Annotated in this window: 14 protein-coding genes; 1 reads left to right on the top strand and 13 read right to left on the bottom strand. The window is 55.7% G+C overall.

The window, feature by feature from the left end:
* Positions 1-106 precede the first annotated feature (106 nt).
* Positions 107-1,042 carry a Na/Pi symporter gene (locus GJ1_RS15655; protein WP_066234411.1) on the top strand — a complete coding sequence of 312 codons (936 nt, stop codon included), beginning with the start codon at positions 107-109 and terminating at the stop codon, positions 1,040-1,042.
* On the opposite strand, the gene deoC is transcribed toward GJ1_RS15655, so the two are convergent.
* The 13 genes from deoC to gpr all read right to left on the bottom strand — a co-directional run bounded on the left by deoC (position 1,039) and on the right by gpr (position 16,093).
* The gene (gene deoC / locus GJ1_RS15650) at positions 1,039-1,710 is read right to left on the bottom strand and encodes a deoxyribose-phosphate aldolase (protein WP_066234408.1); all 672 of its coding nucleotides are present in this window, start codon (positions 1,708-1,710) and stop codon (positions 1,039-1,041) included. The genes GJ1_RS15655 and deoC overlap by 4 nt on opposite strands.
* Before the next feature lie 177 nt (positions 1,711-1,887).
* Positions 1,888-3,237 carry a tRNA (N(6)-L-threonylcarbamoyladenosine(37)-C(2))-methylthiotransferase MtaB gene (gene mtaB / locus GJ1_RS15645; protein ID WP_066234405.1) on the bottom strand — a complete coding sequence of 450 codons (1,350 nt, stop codon included), beginning with the start codon at positions 3,235-3,237 and terminating at the stop codon, positions 1,888-1,890.
* A gap of 82 nt (positions 3,238-3,319) precedes the next feature.
* Positions 3,320-4,096 carry a 16S rRNA (uracil(1498)-N(3))-methyltransferase gene (locus GJ1_RS15640; RefSeq protein ID WP_066234402.1) on the bottom strand — a complete coding sequence of 259 codons (777 nt, stop codon included), beginning with the start codon at positions 4,094-4,096 and terminating at the stop codon, positions 3,320-3,322.
* A 17-nt stretch (positions 4,097-4,113) separates the two neighbouring features.
* Positions 4,114-5,052 carry a 50S ribosomal protein L11 methyltransferase gene (gene prmA, locus GJ1_RS15635; protein WP_066234399.1) on the bottom strand — a complete coding sequence of 313 codons (939 nt, stop codon included), beginning with the start codon at positions 5,050-5,052 and terminating at the stop codon, positions 4,114-4,116.
* A 5-nt stretch (positions 5,053-5,057) separates the two neighbouring features.
* Positions 5,058-6,203, bottom strand: a complete 1,146-nt coding sequence (gene dnaJ / locus GJ1_RS15630; RefSeq protein WP_066234396.1) for a molecular chaperone DnaJ — start codon at positions 6,201-6,203, stop codon at positions 5,058-5,060.
* 129 nt (positions 6,204-6,332) lie between these two features.
* A complete protein-coding gene (gene dnaK, locus GJ1_RS15625; protein WP_066234391.1) occupies positions 6,333-8,153 on the bottom strand; it encodes a molecular chaperone DnaK in 1,821 nt (606 codons plus the stop codon).
* 23 nt (positions 8,154-8,176) lie between these two features.
* A complete protein-coding gene (gene grpE / locus GJ1_RS15620) occupies positions 8,177-8,830 on the bottom strand; it encodes a nucleotide exchange factor GrpE (protein ID WP_066234388.1) in 654 nt (217 codons plus the stop codon).
* A 98-nt stretch (positions 8,831-8,928) separates the two neighbouring features.
* Positions 8,929-9,963: a heat-inducible transcriptional repressor HrcA gene (gene hrcA / locus GJ1_RS15615; RefSeq protein WP_066234386.1), complete on the bottom strand. Its 1,035-nt coding sequence runs from the start codon at positions 9,961-9,963 to the stop codon at positions 8,929-8,931.
* An 83-nt stretch (positions 9,964-10,046) separates the two neighbouring features.
* The gene (gene hemW / locus GJ1_RS15610) at positions 10,047-11,186 is read right to left on the bottom strand and encodes a radical SAM family heme chaperone HemW (protein ID WP_066234383.1); all 1,140 of its coding nucleotides are present in this window, start codon (positions 11,184-11,186) and stop codon (positions 10,047-10,049) included.
* Positions 11,187-11,261: 75 nt separating this feature from the next.
* On the bottom strand, positions 11,262-13,091 hold the full coding sequence (gene lepA, locus GJ1_RS15605) for a translation elongation factor 4 (protein ID WP_066234380.1): 1,830 nt from the start codon (positions 13,089-13,091) through the stop codon (positions 11,262-11,264).
* A gap of 258 nt (positions 13,092-13,349) precedes the next feature.
* Positions 13,350-13,688 carry a YqxA family protein gene (locus GJ1_RS15595; protein ID WP_066234373.1) on the bottom strand — a complete coding sequence of 113 codons (339 nt, stop codon included), beginning with the start codon at positions 13,686-13,688 and terminating at the stop codon, positions 13,350-13,352.
* 12 nt (positions 13,689-13,700) lie between these two features.
* The gene (spoIIP, locus tag GJ1_RS15590; protein WP_066234371.1) at positions 13,701-14,900 is read right to left on the bottom strand and encodes a stage II sporulation protein P; all 1,200 of its coding nucleotides are present in this window, start codon (positions 14,898-14,900) and stop codon (positions 13,701-13,703) included.
* Positions 14,901-14,974: 74 nt separating this feature from the next.
* Positions 14,975-16,093 (bottom strand): GPR endopeptidase, encoded by a 1,119-nt coding sequence (gpr, locus tag GJ1_RS15585; protein ID WP_066234368.1) that lies wholly within the window; start codon positions 16,091-16,093, stop codon positions 14,975-14,977.
* Between the last annotated feature and the right edge of the window lie 87 nt (positions 16,094-16,180).

Here is a 16,180-nt window from a genome sequence, read left to right as displayed (position 1 = left end):
CAGCATAGCCGCCCCTTAGGCATACACTCGCCCGCCCCCCTGCCGAAAAACCGGTCATCGCCCGCGGACAAGGCCCATACATATAAGATGAAAGGGGAGATCGCCCATGGGATCATTTCTGATGCTGTTTGCCATTTACACCGCTTTGTTTCTTCTTGGCATGTTTATGATGAAAGCCGGGCTTTACACGTTGTCCGGCCATCGGTTGAAACAGTGGCTCATGCGCTTTACCGCCACGCCGATGCAAGGGTTTCTCGCCGGCTTGGCGACGACCGCCCTTTTGCAAAGCAGCTCGGCGGTGATGGTGATGACGGTCAGCCTTGTCGCTGCCGGCTACTTCTCGTTCCGCCAATCGATCGGCATCATTTTAGGCAGCAACATTGGCTCGACGGTCACAACCGAGCTGATGACGCTCGATATCGGCGCCGGCGCCATCCCGCTTTTGGTCGGCGGCGCGCTGCTTGTTTTTTTCGGCCGCCATCGCCTCATGTTCAGCATCGGCATGGTCGCCGTCGGCCTCGCCTCGTTGTTGTTTGCCATGGATGGCTTTAGCAGCCTCGCCAAACCGCTTGCCGCTCACCCGCTCGTAGATGCATGGCTCAAAGAAACGAACCGGTCCGTTGCTGTCGGCCTTCTTGTCGGCATCGTCCTCACCGCCCTCGTCCACTCGAGCGCGGCAACGATCGGCATCGCCATGGGATTTTTAAACGAACAGCTGTTGACGCTGCCGGCGGCGATTGCCATATTGCTTGGCGCCAACGTCGGCACGTGCATCACCGGACTTTTGGCCTCGATCGGCTCCGGCAAAGAGGCGCGGCTGACCGCCTACACCCATCTGTGGCTGAACGTCGTCGGCGCCGCCTTGTTCGCCTTTTGGACCGAGCCGCTGGCCGGCTTTGCGGCCAGGCTCAGCCCAGCGCCCGATGTGCAGCTCGCTCATGTGAGCGTTTTGTTCAACGTCATTTGCTCAGCGGCCGCCCTGCCGTTTGTCGGCGCCATCGAAAGGGCCATTCTGTTTTTGCATGATCGAAACCGGGCTTAGTAGTCAGCGCGGCCCGTCCCTCCGGTGACGATCGCCGCTCCAGAGCTTGTGCCGATGCGCGTCGCACCGGCGTTGATCATCGCTTCCGCCGTTTCCCGATCGCGGACACCGCCTGACGCTTTGACGCCTGCTCTGTCGCCAACCGTTTTTCGCATCAGCGCCACATCTTCCACCGTCGCACCTCCGCCGGAGAATCCGGTCGACGTTTTCACATAATCAGCGCCGGCTTTCACCGCAAGCTGGCAGGCGCGCACTTTTTCCTCATCGGTCAAAAGCGTCGTTTCAATGATCACTTTGACAAGCGCCCTGCCAGCCGCCGCTTCGACCACCGCACGAATATCGCGCTCGACAAGACCATCGTCCCCGCTTTTTAACGCGCCGATGTTGATCACCATGTCCACTTCTCGGGCCCCGTTTTCGATGGCGTTTTTCGTCTCAAACGCCTTTGTCTCCGGCGTTGTCGCTCCGAGCGGAAAACCGATGACCGTGCAGACGCGGACATCCGTGCCGGAAAGCTCACGCGCCGCCGTTTTCACCCATGTTGGGTTGACACATACTGCAGCGAAGCCGTATTGCTTTGCTTCTGCACATAGTTGCACGATTTGTTGTTCCGTCGCTTCCGGTTTCAGCAGCGTATGGTCGATCATTTTTGCGATGTTCATTGTCATTCGGAGAACCTCCTTTCTTGCCTTTCCGTGAAAGGTCTGACGTCTACCATCATACCATGCTCCTTCGACAAAAACCAGCTGCCATCTGTAGTGTCCCCGGGGAAAAAAGAAAAAACCCCAGCATCAGCTGGGGCACGGCACGAAGCCGATTTCGCGCCTCGCCTTGGCCATGCGAAGTTATGAGCTTAATTTTACCGAATGAACCGCCTCATCCGGCACGATGCGGACAAACTCCCCTTCGTTATACGGATAGCCGGCTTTCGTGATCTTCACTTTGACAAGTTCGCCGACCATGTCCTCGGTTGCTGGGAAGCGGACTTTCAAATAGTTGTCTGTATAGCCGACGTACAAATCTGGCCGCTCTTTGTCGCGCTCTTCCGGAATGACTTCGAGCACTTGCCCTTCAAACCGGGAGGCGTACTCTTTCGCCAATTGGTCGGAAAGGGCGATCAAGCGGCGGACGCGGTCATGCTTCGTTTCTTCATCGATTTGGTTCGGCATGCGCGCCGCCGGCGTGCCGGTTCGCTTCGAATAAGGAAAGACGTGCAACTCGGAGAACTGCTGTTCACGAATAAAGTTGTACGTCTCCATAAATTCGTCTTCCGTCTCGCCTGGGAAGCCGACGATGACGTCAGACGTCACCGCCAGCTCTGGAAACACTTCGCGCAACCGGGCGAGCCGCTCGGCGTAAAATTCCACCGTATATTTGCGGCGCATCCGCTTGAGCACCGTATTCGACCCAGACTGAAGCGGAATGTGCAAATGGCGGACGATTTTCTCCGACCGCTTCAGCACGTCAATCACTTCATCGGTAATTTGGCTCGCCTCGATCGACGAAATGCGGAGCCGCTTCAGCCCCGGCACTTGCTCATCCAAGTCGCTTAGCAGCGCGGCAAAGTTATAGTCTTTGAGGTCGGTGCCGTAACCGCCCGTATGAATGCCGGTCAAGACGATTTCTTTATAGCCGGCGGCGACGAGCTGGCGCGCCTGGCGGATGATTTCTTGCGGATCGCGCGAGCGCATTAAGCCGCGCGCCCACGGAATGATGCAAAACGTGCAGAAATTGTTGCATCCTTCTTGGATTTTCAGCGACGCCCGCGTCCGGTCGGTGAATTCCGGCACATCCATCTCCTCAAAGACGCGCGTTTTCATAATGTTATGAACGGCGTTGATCGGCCGACGTTCGCGCTGAAACTGCTCGACATAGTCCAAAATTTTATGCCGATCTTGCGTGCCGATCACAATGTCGACCCCAGGGATGGCCATGACCTCGGCCGGCGATGTTTGCGCATAGCAGCCGGTCACGCAGACGACGGCGTCTGGGTTGCGGCGCACCGCGCGGCGGATGACTTGGCGGCTTTTTTTGTCGCCGGTGTTCGTCACCGTGCACGTGTTGATCACGTACACATCGGCGCGGCTCTCAAACTCTTTCCGTTCGTAGCCCGCTTTTTTAAACAGCTGCCAAATCGCTTCGGTTTCGTAATGGTTGACTTTGCAGCCTAGTGTATGAAAAGCCACTGTCGGCATCTTGTTCACCTCACTCTGCCCCACTGGGTGGCCAGCGAAGCCGAATTTTGATTGAGAAACGGCCCGTGCCGTCCATCATCCATCACGCGCGCCCCGCTTCACCGTCCGGCGCGCGCAGCTCCCATTCGTAAGAGGCGGCGGAAAGCAAATAGAGCGGAGCCGTTTCGGTCCGCAAAATGCGCGGCCCAAGGCTGCACGGCAAAAAGCCGTGTTGCCGAAGCGTTTCCGCTTCTTCCGGGCTGAACCCGCCTTCCGGCCCGAAGACTGCCAGCAATGCACCGCCTGGACGGAGGCGGGAAAGAAGCGCTGGAAGCGCGGCATGCCGGGCGTTTCGCGCCTCTTCTTCGTAGGCAAACAGCCGAACATCGACCGTTTCGCCAAAGGCAAGAAGCTCAGCAAACGAAAGCGGCGCCCACACTTCAGGCACCAATGTGCGCTCCGCCTGTTCGGCCGCCTCTTTCGCGATCTTTTTCCAACGCTCCACTTTTTTCTCTGCTTTTTTGGCGTCCCATTTCACAACAGAACGGTCGGCGGCGAACGGAAGAAAGCCGGCGGCGCCGAGCTCTGTCCCTTTTTGGATGACGAGCTCCCACTTTTCACCTTTCGGCATCCCCTGGGCGATGTAAATGCGCACCGGCAGTTCGCGCCGCTCCTCTTTCCATTGTACAATACGGGCTTGGACATGCTCATTGGCAATTTGTTCAATTTCGCACACCGCCGTGCGCCCGTCTGGAAAGACGCAGGCGATCGCCTCCCCCGGTTTCATGCGCATGACGCGGGCGATATGATGGGCGTCATCGCCGCCGATGGCAACCATCTCGCCTTGCCGCGCCTGATTGGAAACGAAATAGCGCTGCACAACCATCCCTTCTTTGCTTACGGTTTCATGGCGACAACGGCCACCCAGTCTTCCATCACATTGACTTCCTCAATGGCAAAGCCGGCGGCAAGCAATCCGTCTTTGACGTCCTGCTTTTTCGCCTGGATGATGCCCGACGTGATGAAGCGGCCGCCTGGCTTTAACAGCCGATAGGCGTCATCGGTAAAGCGCAAAATGATTTCCGCCAAAATGTTGGCGACGATCACATCGGCCGGTTCCTCGATATGGTCAAGCAAATTGTTTTGTGAGACTGTTACGATATGCTGCACTTTATTGAGCTTCACGTTCAGCCGCGCGCTGTCAACCGCCACCGGATCCAAATCGAGCGCCCGCACCGACCGGGCGCCAAGCATCGCCGCAGCGATGCTTAAAATGCCGGAGCCGGTGCCGACATCAATGACGTCATCGCCGGGGCGCACGTGCTTTTCAAGCGCCTGAAGGCACATGACCGTCGTCGGGTGCGTGCCGGTGCCAAACGCCATGCCCGGATCCATTTCGATCATCAACTCATCGCTGGACGATGGTTCGTACGTTTCCCATGTCGGCACGACCGTAAACTTTTCCGACACTTTCACCGGGTGGTAATGCTTTTTCCACGCCGTCGCCCATTCCTCTTCGTTCACTTCGCTCAACGTAATTTTATTTTTGCCAAGGTCGATATCGTACAGCCATAAATTGTTAATCGCCTGCTTAATTTGTTCAACTGTTTCACCAAGAAAGCTGTTGACGGGCAAATACGCCTTAATGATGACCCCTTCTTCCGGATAGTCGTCCGGGTTGAGCTCAACGATCTCGCCGTACCAGTCGTCGCGTTCTTTGACCAAGTCGTACGAATCTTCGATGACGACGCCGCCGGCTCCTGCCTCATGCAAAATGTTCGAAATCGCCTCCACCGCCTCGTGCGTCGTATGAATGCTGATCTCTGACCATTTCATCGCGCTTACGCTTCTCCTTTAAACGCCTTTTTCACTTTCTCAAAAAAACGGCCGTGCGGCCCGTCGTGCATCGTGTCCCCACTGAGCCGATCAAACTCGCGCAACAGCTGCTTTTGCTTCTCTGTCAGCTTTGTCGGCGTCACGACGCGAACGATGACATGCTGATCCCCTTGGCCATAGCCGCGCACGTTCGGCACCCCTTTTCCCTTCAAACGGAAGCGCGTGCCTGTCTGCGTGCCGGCCGGAATTTTCAGCTTCACATGGCCGTGGAGCGTCGGCACTTCGATCTCATCGCCGAGCGCCGCCTGAGCGAACGACAGCGGCACTTCGCAATAAATATCGTCGCCGTCGCGTTGGAAAAACTCATGCGGCTCGACGCGGAAGATGATGTATAAATCGCCCGGCGGACCGCCATTGACCCCCGGCTCCCCCTGGCCGGCGACGCGCAGCTGCTGGCCGTCATCAACGCCGGCTGGAATTTTGACATGAATTTTTTTCCGCCGCTTCACGCGCCCTGTGCCGCCGCACGTTGGGCATTTCTCCGGAATGTACCGGCCCGTGCCGCCGCAGACGGGACATGTCCGGCGGTTGACGATGCGGCCAAACGGCGTCGCCTGTTCAGTCGTCACTTGCCCGCTGCCGTGGCAATGCGGACAAGATGTCGGGCTTGTGCCCGGCTTCGCCCCGCTGCCTTGGCACGTGTCGCACGTCTCTTCCCGCGCAATTTCAATTTCTGTTTCTTTTCCGAACGCCGCTTCTTCAAACGTGAGCGTCATCATATACTCGACATCCGCACCTTTGCGCGGACCGCTCGCCCGCCGGCGCGGGCCGGCGCCGAAAAACGTTTCAAAAATATCTTCAAAGCCGCCAAAACCAGTGAAGCCGCCGAAATCAAACCCTCCATCTTGGAATCCTCCGCCAAACGCTTCGTTCGGGTCGGCATGGCCGAAGCGGTCGTAGCGGGCCCGCTTTTCATCATCGCTCAACACTTCGTACGCCTCTTTAATTTCCTTGAACTTCTCGGCGGCGTCCGGGGCTTTGTTCACATCTGGGTGGTACTGCTTCGAAAGCTTTCGATACGCTTTTTTGATCTCGTCTTTCGTCGCGTTTTTGCTGACGCCGAGAATCTCGTAATAATCGCGCTTCGCCATCGTTGCTCATCCACTCCCGATTCACTCACATAAGCTTAATTTTATCATTTCCCTCTGCGGCAAGGCAATATGTCAATGCTAGAAAAAAAGTCAAAGCCAAGGCAGGCCTGACTTTGACTTTCGGTTGCATTATTTTTCATCGTTCACCTCTTCAAACTCGGCGTCCACCACGTTGTCTTTATTGGCGGCGCCGGCTTGCGGCCCTGCGTTTTGCGCTTGTTTTGCCGCTTGTTCATACAGCTTGATTGACAGTTGCTGGACCGCTTCTTGCAACGCGTCTTTTTTCTTGCGGATGTCGTCGATGTCGTTTTTCTCGAGCGCGGCTTTCAACGCGTCTTTGGCATCCTGCGCCTTTTTAATGTCATCGGCGCTCACTTTTCCTTCGACCTCTTTGATCGTTTTGTCGGTCATGAAAATGAGCTGGTCGGCTTCATTGCGCAATTCGGCGGCTTCTTTCCGCTTCCGGTCGGCTTCAGCGTTTTCTTCCGCCTCTTTGATCATGCGCTGAATTTCTTCTTCCGACAGGCCGGACGATGATTTGATCGTGATCGATTGCTCTTTGTTCGTCCCCAAATCTTTAGCGCGCACGTGGACGATGCCGTTGGCGTCAATGTCAAACGTCACTTCAATTTGCGGCACGCCGCGCGGCGCCGGCGGAATGCCGGTCAGCTGGAAGCGGCCGAGCGATTTGTTGTCCGCCGCCATCGGGCGCTCCCCTTGCAAGACGTGGATGTCAACCGTCGTTTGGTTGTCGGCCGCCGTCGTGAACACTTGCGACTTGCTTGTCGGGATCGTCGTGTTCCGTTCAATCAGCTTTGTGAACACGCCGCCCATCGTTTCAATGCCAAGCGACAGCGGCGTGACGTCCAGCAAGACGACGTCTTTCACCTCGCCGGCAATCACCCCGCCTTGGATCGCCGCGCCAATGGCTACAACTTCGTCCGGGTTGACGCCTTTGTGCGGCTCTTTGCCAAGCTCGCGTTTGATCGCCTCTTGCACCGCCGGGATGCGCGTCGAACCGCCGACCAAAATGACTTTGTCAATATCCGCCGGCGTCAGGCCAGCGTCTTGAAGCGCCTGGCGGACCGGCCCCATCGTCCGCTCAACGAGGTGGGCGGACAGCTCTTCAAATTTCGCTCTTGTCAACGTCGTTTCCAAATGGAGCGGACCGTTTTCGTTCGCGCTGATAAACGGCAGCGAAATTTGCGTCTGCGTGACGCCGGACAGTTCTTTTTTCGCTTTTTCCGCCGCATCTTTCAAACGCTGAAGCGCCATTTTGTCTTTCGACAAGTCGATGCCGTGCTCTTGCTTGAACTGTTCGACCAAATAGTCGATGATCACTTGGTCGAAGTCATCGCCGCCCAAATGGTTATCGCCGGCAGTCGCCTTTACTTCGAACACACCGTCGCCAAGCTCCAAAATCGAGACGTCAAACGTCCCGCCGCCTAAGTCGTAGACAAGAATCGTTTGGTCTTCCTCTTTGTCAAGGCCGTAGGCAAGCGCCGCGGCCGTCGGCTCGTTGATAATGCGCTCGACTTGCAAGCCCGCGATGCGGCCGGCGTCTTTTGTCGCTTGGCGCTGCGCGTCGTTGAAGTACGCCGGCACGGTGATAACCGCCCGCGTCACTGGCTCGCCCAAATAGTCTTCGGCGTACGACTTCAAGTATTGCAAAATGATCGCCGAAATTTCTTGCGGCGTATATTGCTTCCCTTCGATTTCGACTTTGTAATCCGTTCCCATATGGCGCTTGATCGAGATGATCGTATTCGGATTCGTGATCGCCTGCCGTTTGGCGACTTCGCCGACTAGGCGTTCGCCGTTTTTAAACGCGACGACCGACGGGGTCGTGCGGTTTCCTTCCGGATTCGGAATGACTTTCACTTCGCCGCCTTCTAACACGGCGACGCAAGAGTTCGTCGTTCCTAAGTCGATGCCGATAATTTTGCTCATCACTTATCACCCTCCGTTTCCGTTTATTGGCTTACTTTGACCATGGCGGGCCGCAGCACGCGGTCTTTCAGCTTATAACCTTTTTGCAGCTCCTCAACAACCGTGTTCGGCTCATAGCCTTCCACTTCCGCCTGCATGACGGCTTGGTGCAAATAAGGGTCAAACGGCTTCCCGACCGCCTCGATTGGCTCGACCCCCTCTTTTTTCAAGGCGTCAACAAGCGACCGGTACACCATCTCCATCCCTTGCAAAATCGATTTCGCCTGTTCATTGTCCGTCTCTATTTTCAACGCGCGTTCAAAGTTGTCAAGCACCGGGAGCAAATCGCTCGCCAAGCTTTGGGCGCGGTATTTTTCGGCCGCTTCCATCTCCTGGCGCGTCCGGCGGCGGAAGTTTTCAAAATCGGCGTACAGGCGGAGATACCGGTGTTCCATCTCTGAAAGCTTCGCTTCCAATTCGGCGATCTGCGCCTTTGCCGCCGCCAACTCATTGGCCGTCGGCGCCTCTTCAGCTGGTTCCGCCGCTTCCTCCCCGCCGGCTTGTTCTCTTGCCTCTTCAAGAGGAGCGCCGCCTGCTTCACCCTCAGGCTGCGGGGCAGCTTCTTCCTCGATCGGTTGCTCCCGCTCCGGCTCATCGTATGTAGCTTGTTCCGTCACTTGTTTTTCTCCTTGTTCCATTGCGTTCACCTCCCTGCCGGGGCTCTTCCCTTTTATGTATCAATGGCCACAAGGAAAGGATGGATGCGCGATCCATCCGTTATCCAATATGGCCATTCTTATTGACTTTGATACCATTTCGTCAACGCGGCCGACAAATCGGAAGCGACACGGTTTAAGACAGTGATGACGCGCGAGTATTCCATGCGCGTTGGACCAAGAATCGCGATCGCCCCGAGCGGCTCATCGCCGACCGAATACGTCGCTGTAATCAAGCTGCAATTTTCCATGCCGCGCAGTTCGTTTTCATGCCCGATCGAAACCCGAACTCCTTTCTGGGTTTGCTTGCGGAGCAGGCGATAAATGTCTTTTTCTTGCTCAATGATGTTCAGAAGCGGGCGCACTTTTTGGATGTCGCTGAACTCCGGCTGGTTGAGCATATTCGCCTTGCCGGCGAAAAACACTTTTTCTTCTTCAGGAACGTCGATCGTCTCAATGAGCGTATTGAGCATGCTGTCGTAGTTGCGGATGTGCCGGCGCAATACATCGGCGACTTCCGTCTCCATTTTTTCTTTCAAATCGATGAGCGGCACACCGTTCAACCGTTCGTTGAAAATGTTGACCATTTTTTCGAGATCGCCGGCATCCATCGACGGCGGGATCGTTACGACCCGGTTTTCGACATGGCCGGTGTCCGTCACGACGATAGCGACGGCTGTCTGTTCATTGAGCGGAACGATTTGCATCCGCTTCAGCTTGCTTTCTTTAAACGCCGGCCCGAGCGCGATCGATGTATAGTTGGTCAGCTCGGATAAAATTTGCGCCGATTTTTGCATCAGCTTTTCCAACTCATAGATGCGTTCGGCAAACACGGAGCGGATTTTTTGAATATCGGCCCTTGTCAACCGTTGCGGCGGCAGCAAATGGTCGACGTAGTAGCGGTATCCTTTTTCCGACGGCACGCGGCCGGAAGAAATGTGCGTTTTTTCAATATAGCCGAGCTCCTCCAAATCCGCCATCTCATTGCGGATCGTCGCCGAGCTGAACGCGATTTGATGCTTTTTCGATAACGTCCGCGAACCGACAGGCTGCCCGGAACGAATGAAATCGTCGATGATCACCTGTAAAATCAGCAGTTGGCGGTCCGTTAACACGTGTCTCACCTCTGTTAGCACTCAAACAATTCGAGTGCTAAATCTACTATTAGGGTAGCAAATCGCCCGGCAAATGTCAATGTTTACATTCCATCGATGAAAGCGGCAAACACCTCGTTGCCAAGCAGCCGGCCCTGCTTTGTCAAGCGGATGTGGGTCGCCGTTTCCTCAAGGCGCCCGTTTTCGACTTCCCGGCGGATCGCCTTGCCAAATATGTCGTGGATGTCACGACCGAATTTTTGCCGAAAGCAGGCTTTCGACACCCCTTCCGTTTTGCGCAGCCCTAAAAACATTTCCTCTTCCATTTGCTCGCGAACAGTCAAACGGTGAACCTCGCGGTGCGGCCATTCACCGCGTTCGATCGCAGCGATGTAATGCCGGATGGGGCCGACATTAGCCCGCCGCACCCCGTCGATATAGCTGTGCGCCCCAGCGCCGATGCCGTAGTACTCCTCGTTGTTCCAGTATGTCAAGTTGTGCCGGCTTTCAAATCCCGGCAAAGCGTAGTTGCTGATTTCGTATTGCCGGTAACCGCAGACCGCCGTCTGCTCCATCGCCGCTTCGTACATCGCTGCTTCCGCCTCTTCGCCCGGAAGGCGGAGACGGCCCTTCCGCCATTCGTTGTAAAAGATCGTTTTCGGCTCAAGGATCAGCGAATAGGCGGAAAGATGCGGCACGTGAAGCGAAAACGCCGTTTCTAAATCAGCGAGAAACTGCCCCAGCGTCTGTCCTGGCAATCCGTACATGAGATCGAGGCTGATGTTGTCGATCCCTGCTTCCCTCGCCATCACCACCGCCCGCATGGCGTCGCCGCGCCGGTGCGTGCGGCCGATCGCCTGAAGGAGCTGGTCGTCAAACGTCTGCACCCCGAGGCTCAGCCGATTCACTCCGGCATCGCGCAAAATAGCGAGCTTTTCGTCCGTCAAACCGTCCGGATTGGCTTCGACGGTAAATTCGACCGTCTGCGGGTCAAACTGAAAATGGCGGTGGATGCTTTCAAGCAAACGGCCGAGCTGCGCCGGCTCGAGCACGGTCGGCGTGCCGCCGCCGATGAACAGCGTCTTGAGCGCACGGCCAAACTCGGCCGCCGTCCACGCCATTTCCTTGTCCATCGCCCGCAAATAGTCGTCAATCGGCTGGCCGGCGGCGAACACTTTGTTGAAATCGCAATAGTGGCAAATATGGGCGCAAAACGGGATATGAAAATAGGCTGAGATGGCCATCGGTCACCCTCCTTTCAGCCGGCCGGCGCCGCAGGAAACAAACAAGGCTATCCCCGAAGGAGACAGCCTTGCCTGCTATTTCTTCTGGTCGTCGATTTTCAAGACGGCCATAAACGCCTCTTGCGGCACTTCGACCGATCCGATTTGTTTCATCCGCTTTTTTCCTTCTTTTTGCTTCTCAAGCAGCTTCCGCTTCCGCGACACGTCGCCGCCGTAACATTTGGCAAGCACGTTTTTGCGCAATGCTTTGATCGTCGAGCGGGCGATGACTTTGTTGCCGATCGCCGCCTGCACCGGCACTTCAAATTGCTGGCGCGGAATCAAATCTTTCAGCTTCTCAACGATCGCTTTGCCGCGCTCGTACGCCGAATCGCGATGGACGATAAACGATAAAGCGTCGATTTTTTCACCGTTCAGCAAAATATCCATCTTGACGAGATTGGACGGCCGGTAGCCGATCAATTCGTAGTCGAACGACGCATACCCTTTCGTGTTCGACTTTAAGGCGTCAAAAAAGTCGTAGACGATTTCGGAAAGCGGGATGTCGTAAATGAGCATGACTCGCTTTTCATCCAAATATTGCATATCGACAAACGTGCCGCGCTTTCCTTGACAAAGCTCCATCACCGGCCCGACGTAGTCGTTTGGCACCATGATCGTCGCTTTGACATACGGCTCTTCAATGCGGTCGATTTTTTGTGGGTCGGGCATGTTTGTCGGGTTGTCGACGCCAACTTCCGTCCCATCGGTCAAATGCACCTTATAGACGACGCTCGGCGCGGTCGTGATCAAATCGATATGAAACTCGCGCTCGAGCCGCTCTTGGATGATTTCCATATGAAGCAAGCCAAGGAAGCCGCAGCGGAAGCCGAACCCAAGCGCCTGCGACGTTTCCGGTTCAAAGTGGAGCGCCGCATCGTTGAGCTGCAGCTTCTCGAGCGCCTCGCGCAAATCGTTGTAGCGCGCCGTATCGATCGGATACATGCCGCAAAACACCATCGGATTGAGCTTCCGGTAGCCCGGGAGCGGCTCAGCCGCCGGCCGTTCGGCATCGGTAATCGTATCGCCGACGCGCGTATCTTTCACGTTTTTAATCGAGGCGGTCAAATAGCCGACATCGCCGACCGTCAGTTCGTCGACGACTTTTTGCTTCGGCGTGAACACGCCGACTTCCGTCACTTCAAACTCTTTGCCGGTCGACATCATTTTAATGCGCTGCCCAGGCTTCACTGTTCCATCGACGACGCGGACGTAGGCGACGACGCCGCGGTACGGGTCATAAAGCGAATCAAAAATGAGCGCCTTGAGCGGCGCATCCGGGTCGCCCGAAGGAGCCGGAATTTTTTCGACGATTTTTTCCAAAATTTCCTCGATGCCGATGCCGACTTTCGCCGAAGCAAGCACCGCGTCAGAGGCGTCCAAGCCGATGACGTCCTCGATCTCTTGACGCACGCGCTCCGGTTCGGCGCTTGGCAAATCGATTTTATTAATAACCGGCAAAATTTCCAAATTGTTATCGATCGCCAAGTACACGTTCGCCAACGTCTGTGCTTCAATGCCTTGCGCTGCATCGACGACCAAAATCGCCCCTTCGCAGGCGGCCAAGCTGCGCGACACTTCGTACGTAAAGTCGACATGGCCCGGCGTATCGATCAAATGGAAAATATACTCTTCGCCATTTTTCGCTTTATATGTCAACTGGACCGCATTCAATTTAATCGTGATGCCGCGCTCGCGCTCAAGCTCCATCGTATCGAGCGTCTGCTCGCGCAATTCGCGCTCCGACAGCGCCCCTGTTTTTTCCAAAATGCGGTCCGCCAACGTCGATTTCCCATGGTCAATGTGGGCGATGATCGAAAAATTGCGGATCCGCTCCTGCCGTTTCAACCGTTCTTCCCGGTTCATCGTCTCTCACTCCTGCTTCTTCGCAAAACTACACTAGCTTTGATTATAGCAACAGCGCGAAGAAGATTCAATGATGAACGAAAAGCCAAGCCGCCGTTCGAGCTTTCCGGAAAGACGCGAAACGACCAGAGCCGCGCCAAGAAAACAACCGACAATATGGAAAGTGCAGCACTTTGTGCTCCAGCCCGCGGACGGCGTCCAAAAGAAAAAGCCGCCATTGTTGACGGCACGTTCCTGTTCCGTCCGCACATGAACGGGCTAGTCCAACGCCCGGCCGGCGAGCGAAAGCAGCGTTTCCATGAGCGCGGTGACGGCGTCGGCAAAAAGTTGGCCGAGCCTAGAGAACAAGTTGAACGTTTTCAGCTCGCGAATCGTTTCTTGCTTTTCTTCTAAATCTCCAGCAACAACCGTCCGGCCAAACACCGCCGCCTCCAGCTCTCCATTTTCCCCTTTTTTCATATCGATGACGGATGGAAACGATGGATCGGCATAACCGCGCATCCGCTTAATGCCCTCATGCGCCTGTTGCATGCCAAACAGCACGCCAAAAAAAAGGAGAAAGATCGCTAGAGTAAAGCGAATAAACCATCTTGCCATAGTGACGCCCCTTTACTTTTTCTCCGCCGGAGTCGGCGCTTCCACTTTTTCCGCCTGCCAATAATAATCACTGAATACATCAGCGAGCGCCGACGCAGAGCGGAACAGCTCGGCAAACGTATTGTCGACGCCGCCCATTTCAATTAAAATCGCGTTTTCCGACAAATCTTGGTTAAACTTTCCGTTCGTCCCGGCGCCTTTTTTCTCAATGATCCCGCGGCTCAACCCCGGATATTTCTTTTGCAGCAGACGGTGAAGCTCGGTTGCCATCTGTAAGTTTTTCTCATATTTAGCGTTTTCTCCCCCGATAATAAACGCCACTCGCGCATAATCGACGCCGTTGATCGTAACGGTCGTATACTTCCGCCGGCGCGCATCGCGGTGAATATCGATGAAATATTGCAAGTCGCGGTTTTGCTTCATGGCCGCGACGACCTCTTGGCGGGACATGTCATACGCCTGGCTGTATTTCATCCCTTGTTTCAACAATTCCGATTCGATGTCGGCTTTATTGACTTGCGCGCCGATTCCTCGCTTCTCGAGCTCTTCCGCCAGTTTTTCCCCAACTTTCGTGACGTTGACATTTCGATGAAACGCTAAATCCGGGTCGGTCACGCCTTTTAACGCCGGCAAGTACGACTCGCGCGTATGGGTATGGTAAATATAGACGACTTTTCTTCCCCCGGTCGTCCGCGCCGGAGGCGGCAACGGCTTTTCATCCTGGGCTTGTTCGGCTTGCTCAAGCTCCTCGACCGACGCCTGCCGCTCAGCAAGCATGACTTCCAGCGGCGGCGCCGATTCGTATGGAACGTTCGTGTAATCGGTCCCTTCCCCGGCGACAAGAATTTTGCTGTCATAAAGGGCAAAGCCCGGCAGTTCGCTGCCAAGCAAGCTGCGCGGATCATCGGGGCTGATGCTCGTCGCCAAGCGGAACAACAGCGACGAGTAATTCGTCTGTTGCCGCTCTTTCGGCAACAGATGGGCGAAATATCGGTTTTCCAAGGCGAACAGACGGACGAACGTCTCCTCCGGAAAATGGGCCGCCATATCGTTGAGCGATGATGACGACGGACGGTATTCCGGCCGCAGCGACGTGAGCGCTCCGACAAGCATAAACATCATCATGCAGCCAAGGATGATGAGCATCAACAGTTTCTTTATGCTGGCTCCTGGAATCGCGATCATGACGTTTTGGGAGCGCCATCGTTTCATATTCCCACCCTCTCCCGGCTTGTCTCCTCAGTTTAACGTATGGCCAAGCGGGAAAAGATAGAACTGTTTTTTGTCTAATGGGTGTAGGAGCCGACATTGCCTTGGTCGACTTGCCGGTGCAGCGCTGCATTCAGGCCGCCGGCTAATAAGTTTGCCATATCGCCGATAAACGAATCGATCTCTTTCGGGGTCACCATCAAATTATGCCCGAGCGGGGCGAGCACTTCATAGATGAGGCGCCGCTTTTCTTCATCGCCAAGCGTGCCGACCATGCCGAGAAACGTCGACCGTTCTTGCGGCGATGGCATGTCTTGTTCCGTCAATTTTCGTCTGCGCCCAAACGCCCAGCCCGCCGGGGCGAGCGCACTTGACGGCCGCTTCCCTTCGCGCATTTCGCGGCCGAAGTGCTTCAAAATGAAATCGATCGTGTCGCTCGTGATGGAGACCGCATCGACAACCGTCGGAACGCCGATCGAAATAACGGGAATGCCGAGCGTCTCGTCGCTCAGCTCTTTCCGCTTGTTGCCGACTCCGGAGCCAGGATGGATGCCGGTATCAGAAATTTGGATCGTCGCGTTCACCCGTTCGATTGAGCGGGCGGCCAAGGCGTCAATCACAATGACAAAATCCGGCTTTGTTTTCCGGACGACGCCGTCGATAATATCGCTCGTTTCAATCCCAGTCATCCCCATCACCCCCGGAGCGATGGCGCTCACCGGCCGAAAGCCTTCCTCGACGCTTTCGGGCTGCAGCTGGAACAAATGACGCGTGACAAGCACGTTTTCCACCGTCAGCGGCCCAAGCGCGTCCGGAGTGACATTTTGGTTGCCGAGCCCGACGATCAGGCAGCTCGCTTGTTCCCGAATGCGGAGCCGCTTTAAAAAGGCGCTGAGCTGCTCGGAAAAAATGCGCTGCACTTTTTGCTGCAGCTCCGTGTTTTGTTCGCGGATGCCTTGCGCTTCAATCGTCACGTAGTGGCCCGGTTTTTTGCCGATCGAGGCCGCTCCTTGCTCCGTGACATGTACGTGCGACAGCTTGACGCCGTCAATCTCCTCGTCACGAATGATGACTCCTTCAATCGGCGCGGCGCTTTCTCGTTTTTGCTGCAAACGCTCCTCGACTGCAATCTCATGCGCTTCGATCGCCAAATCCGTGCGCACCGAGTACTGGCGTAAATCAAGCGGCTGTTCCATATCGCTTCTCCCCATTTCTACCGTTTTCTTTTATTGTCGCCGCAATCAGGTCCAGTCATTCATCTTTCGTAAAGGATTTTCGCTTGG

The sequence above is a fragment of the Geobacillus jurassicus NBRC 107829 genome (genome assembly GCF_001544315.1).
Classification (GTDB): Bacteria; Bacillota; Bacilli; order Bacillales; family Anoxybacillaceae; genus Geobacillus; species Geobacillus jurassicus.
Note: the sequence above shows the minus strand (reverse complement) of the source record. Positions and strands in the feature narration are given on the sequence as shown.

Excerpts from the sequence above, each read along its gene's own strand:
- dnaJ (WP_066234396.1), bottom strand. The coding sequence starts at position 6,203 with ATGGCGAAGCGCGATTATTACGAGATTCTCGGCGTCAGCAAAAACGCG.
- hemW (WP_066234383.1), bottom strand. The coding sequence starts at position 11,186 with ATGGCCATCTCAGCCTATTTTCATATCCCGTTTTGCGCCCATATTTGC.
- gpr (WP_066234368.1), bottom strand. The coding sequence starts at position 16,093 with ATGGAACAGCCGCTTGATTTACGCCAGTACTCGGTGCGCACGGATTTG.
- GJ1_RS15595 (WP_066234373.1), bottom strand. The coding sequence starts at position 13,688 with ATGGCAAGATGGTTTATTCGCTTTACTCTAGCGATCTTTCTCCTTTTT.
- grpE (WP_066234388.1), bottom strand. The coding sequence starts at position 8,830 with ATGGAACAAGGAGAAAAACAAGTGACGGAACAAGCTACATACGATGAG.
- mtaB (WP_066234405.1), bottom strand. The coding sequence starts at position 3,237 with ATGCCGACAGTGGCTTTTCATACACTAGGCTGCAAAGTCAACCATTAC.
- prmA (WP_066234399.1), bottom strand. The coding sequence starts at position 5,052 with ATGAAATGGTCAGAGATCAGCATTCATACGACGCACGAGGCGGTGGAG.
- deoC (WP_066234408.1), bottom strand. The coding sequence starts at position 1,710 with ATGACAATGAACATCGCAAAAATGATCGACCATACGCTGCTGAAACCG.
- GJ1_RS15655 (WP_066234411.1), top strand. The coding sequence starts at position 107 with ATGGGATCATTTCTGATGCTGTTTGCCATTTACACCGCTTTGTTTCTT.
- spoIIP (WP_066234371.1), bottom strand. The coding sequence starts at position 14,900 with ATGAAACGATGGCGCTCCCAAAACGTCATGATCGCGATTCCAGGAGCC.
- lepA (WP_066234380.1), bottom strand. The coding sequence starts at position 13,091 with ATGAACCGGGAAGAACGGTTGAAACGGCAGGAGCGGATCCGCAATTTT.
- dnaK (WP_066234391.1), bottom strand. The coding sequence starts at position 8,153 with ATGAGCAAAATTATCGGCATCGACTTAGGAACGACGAACTCTTGCGTC.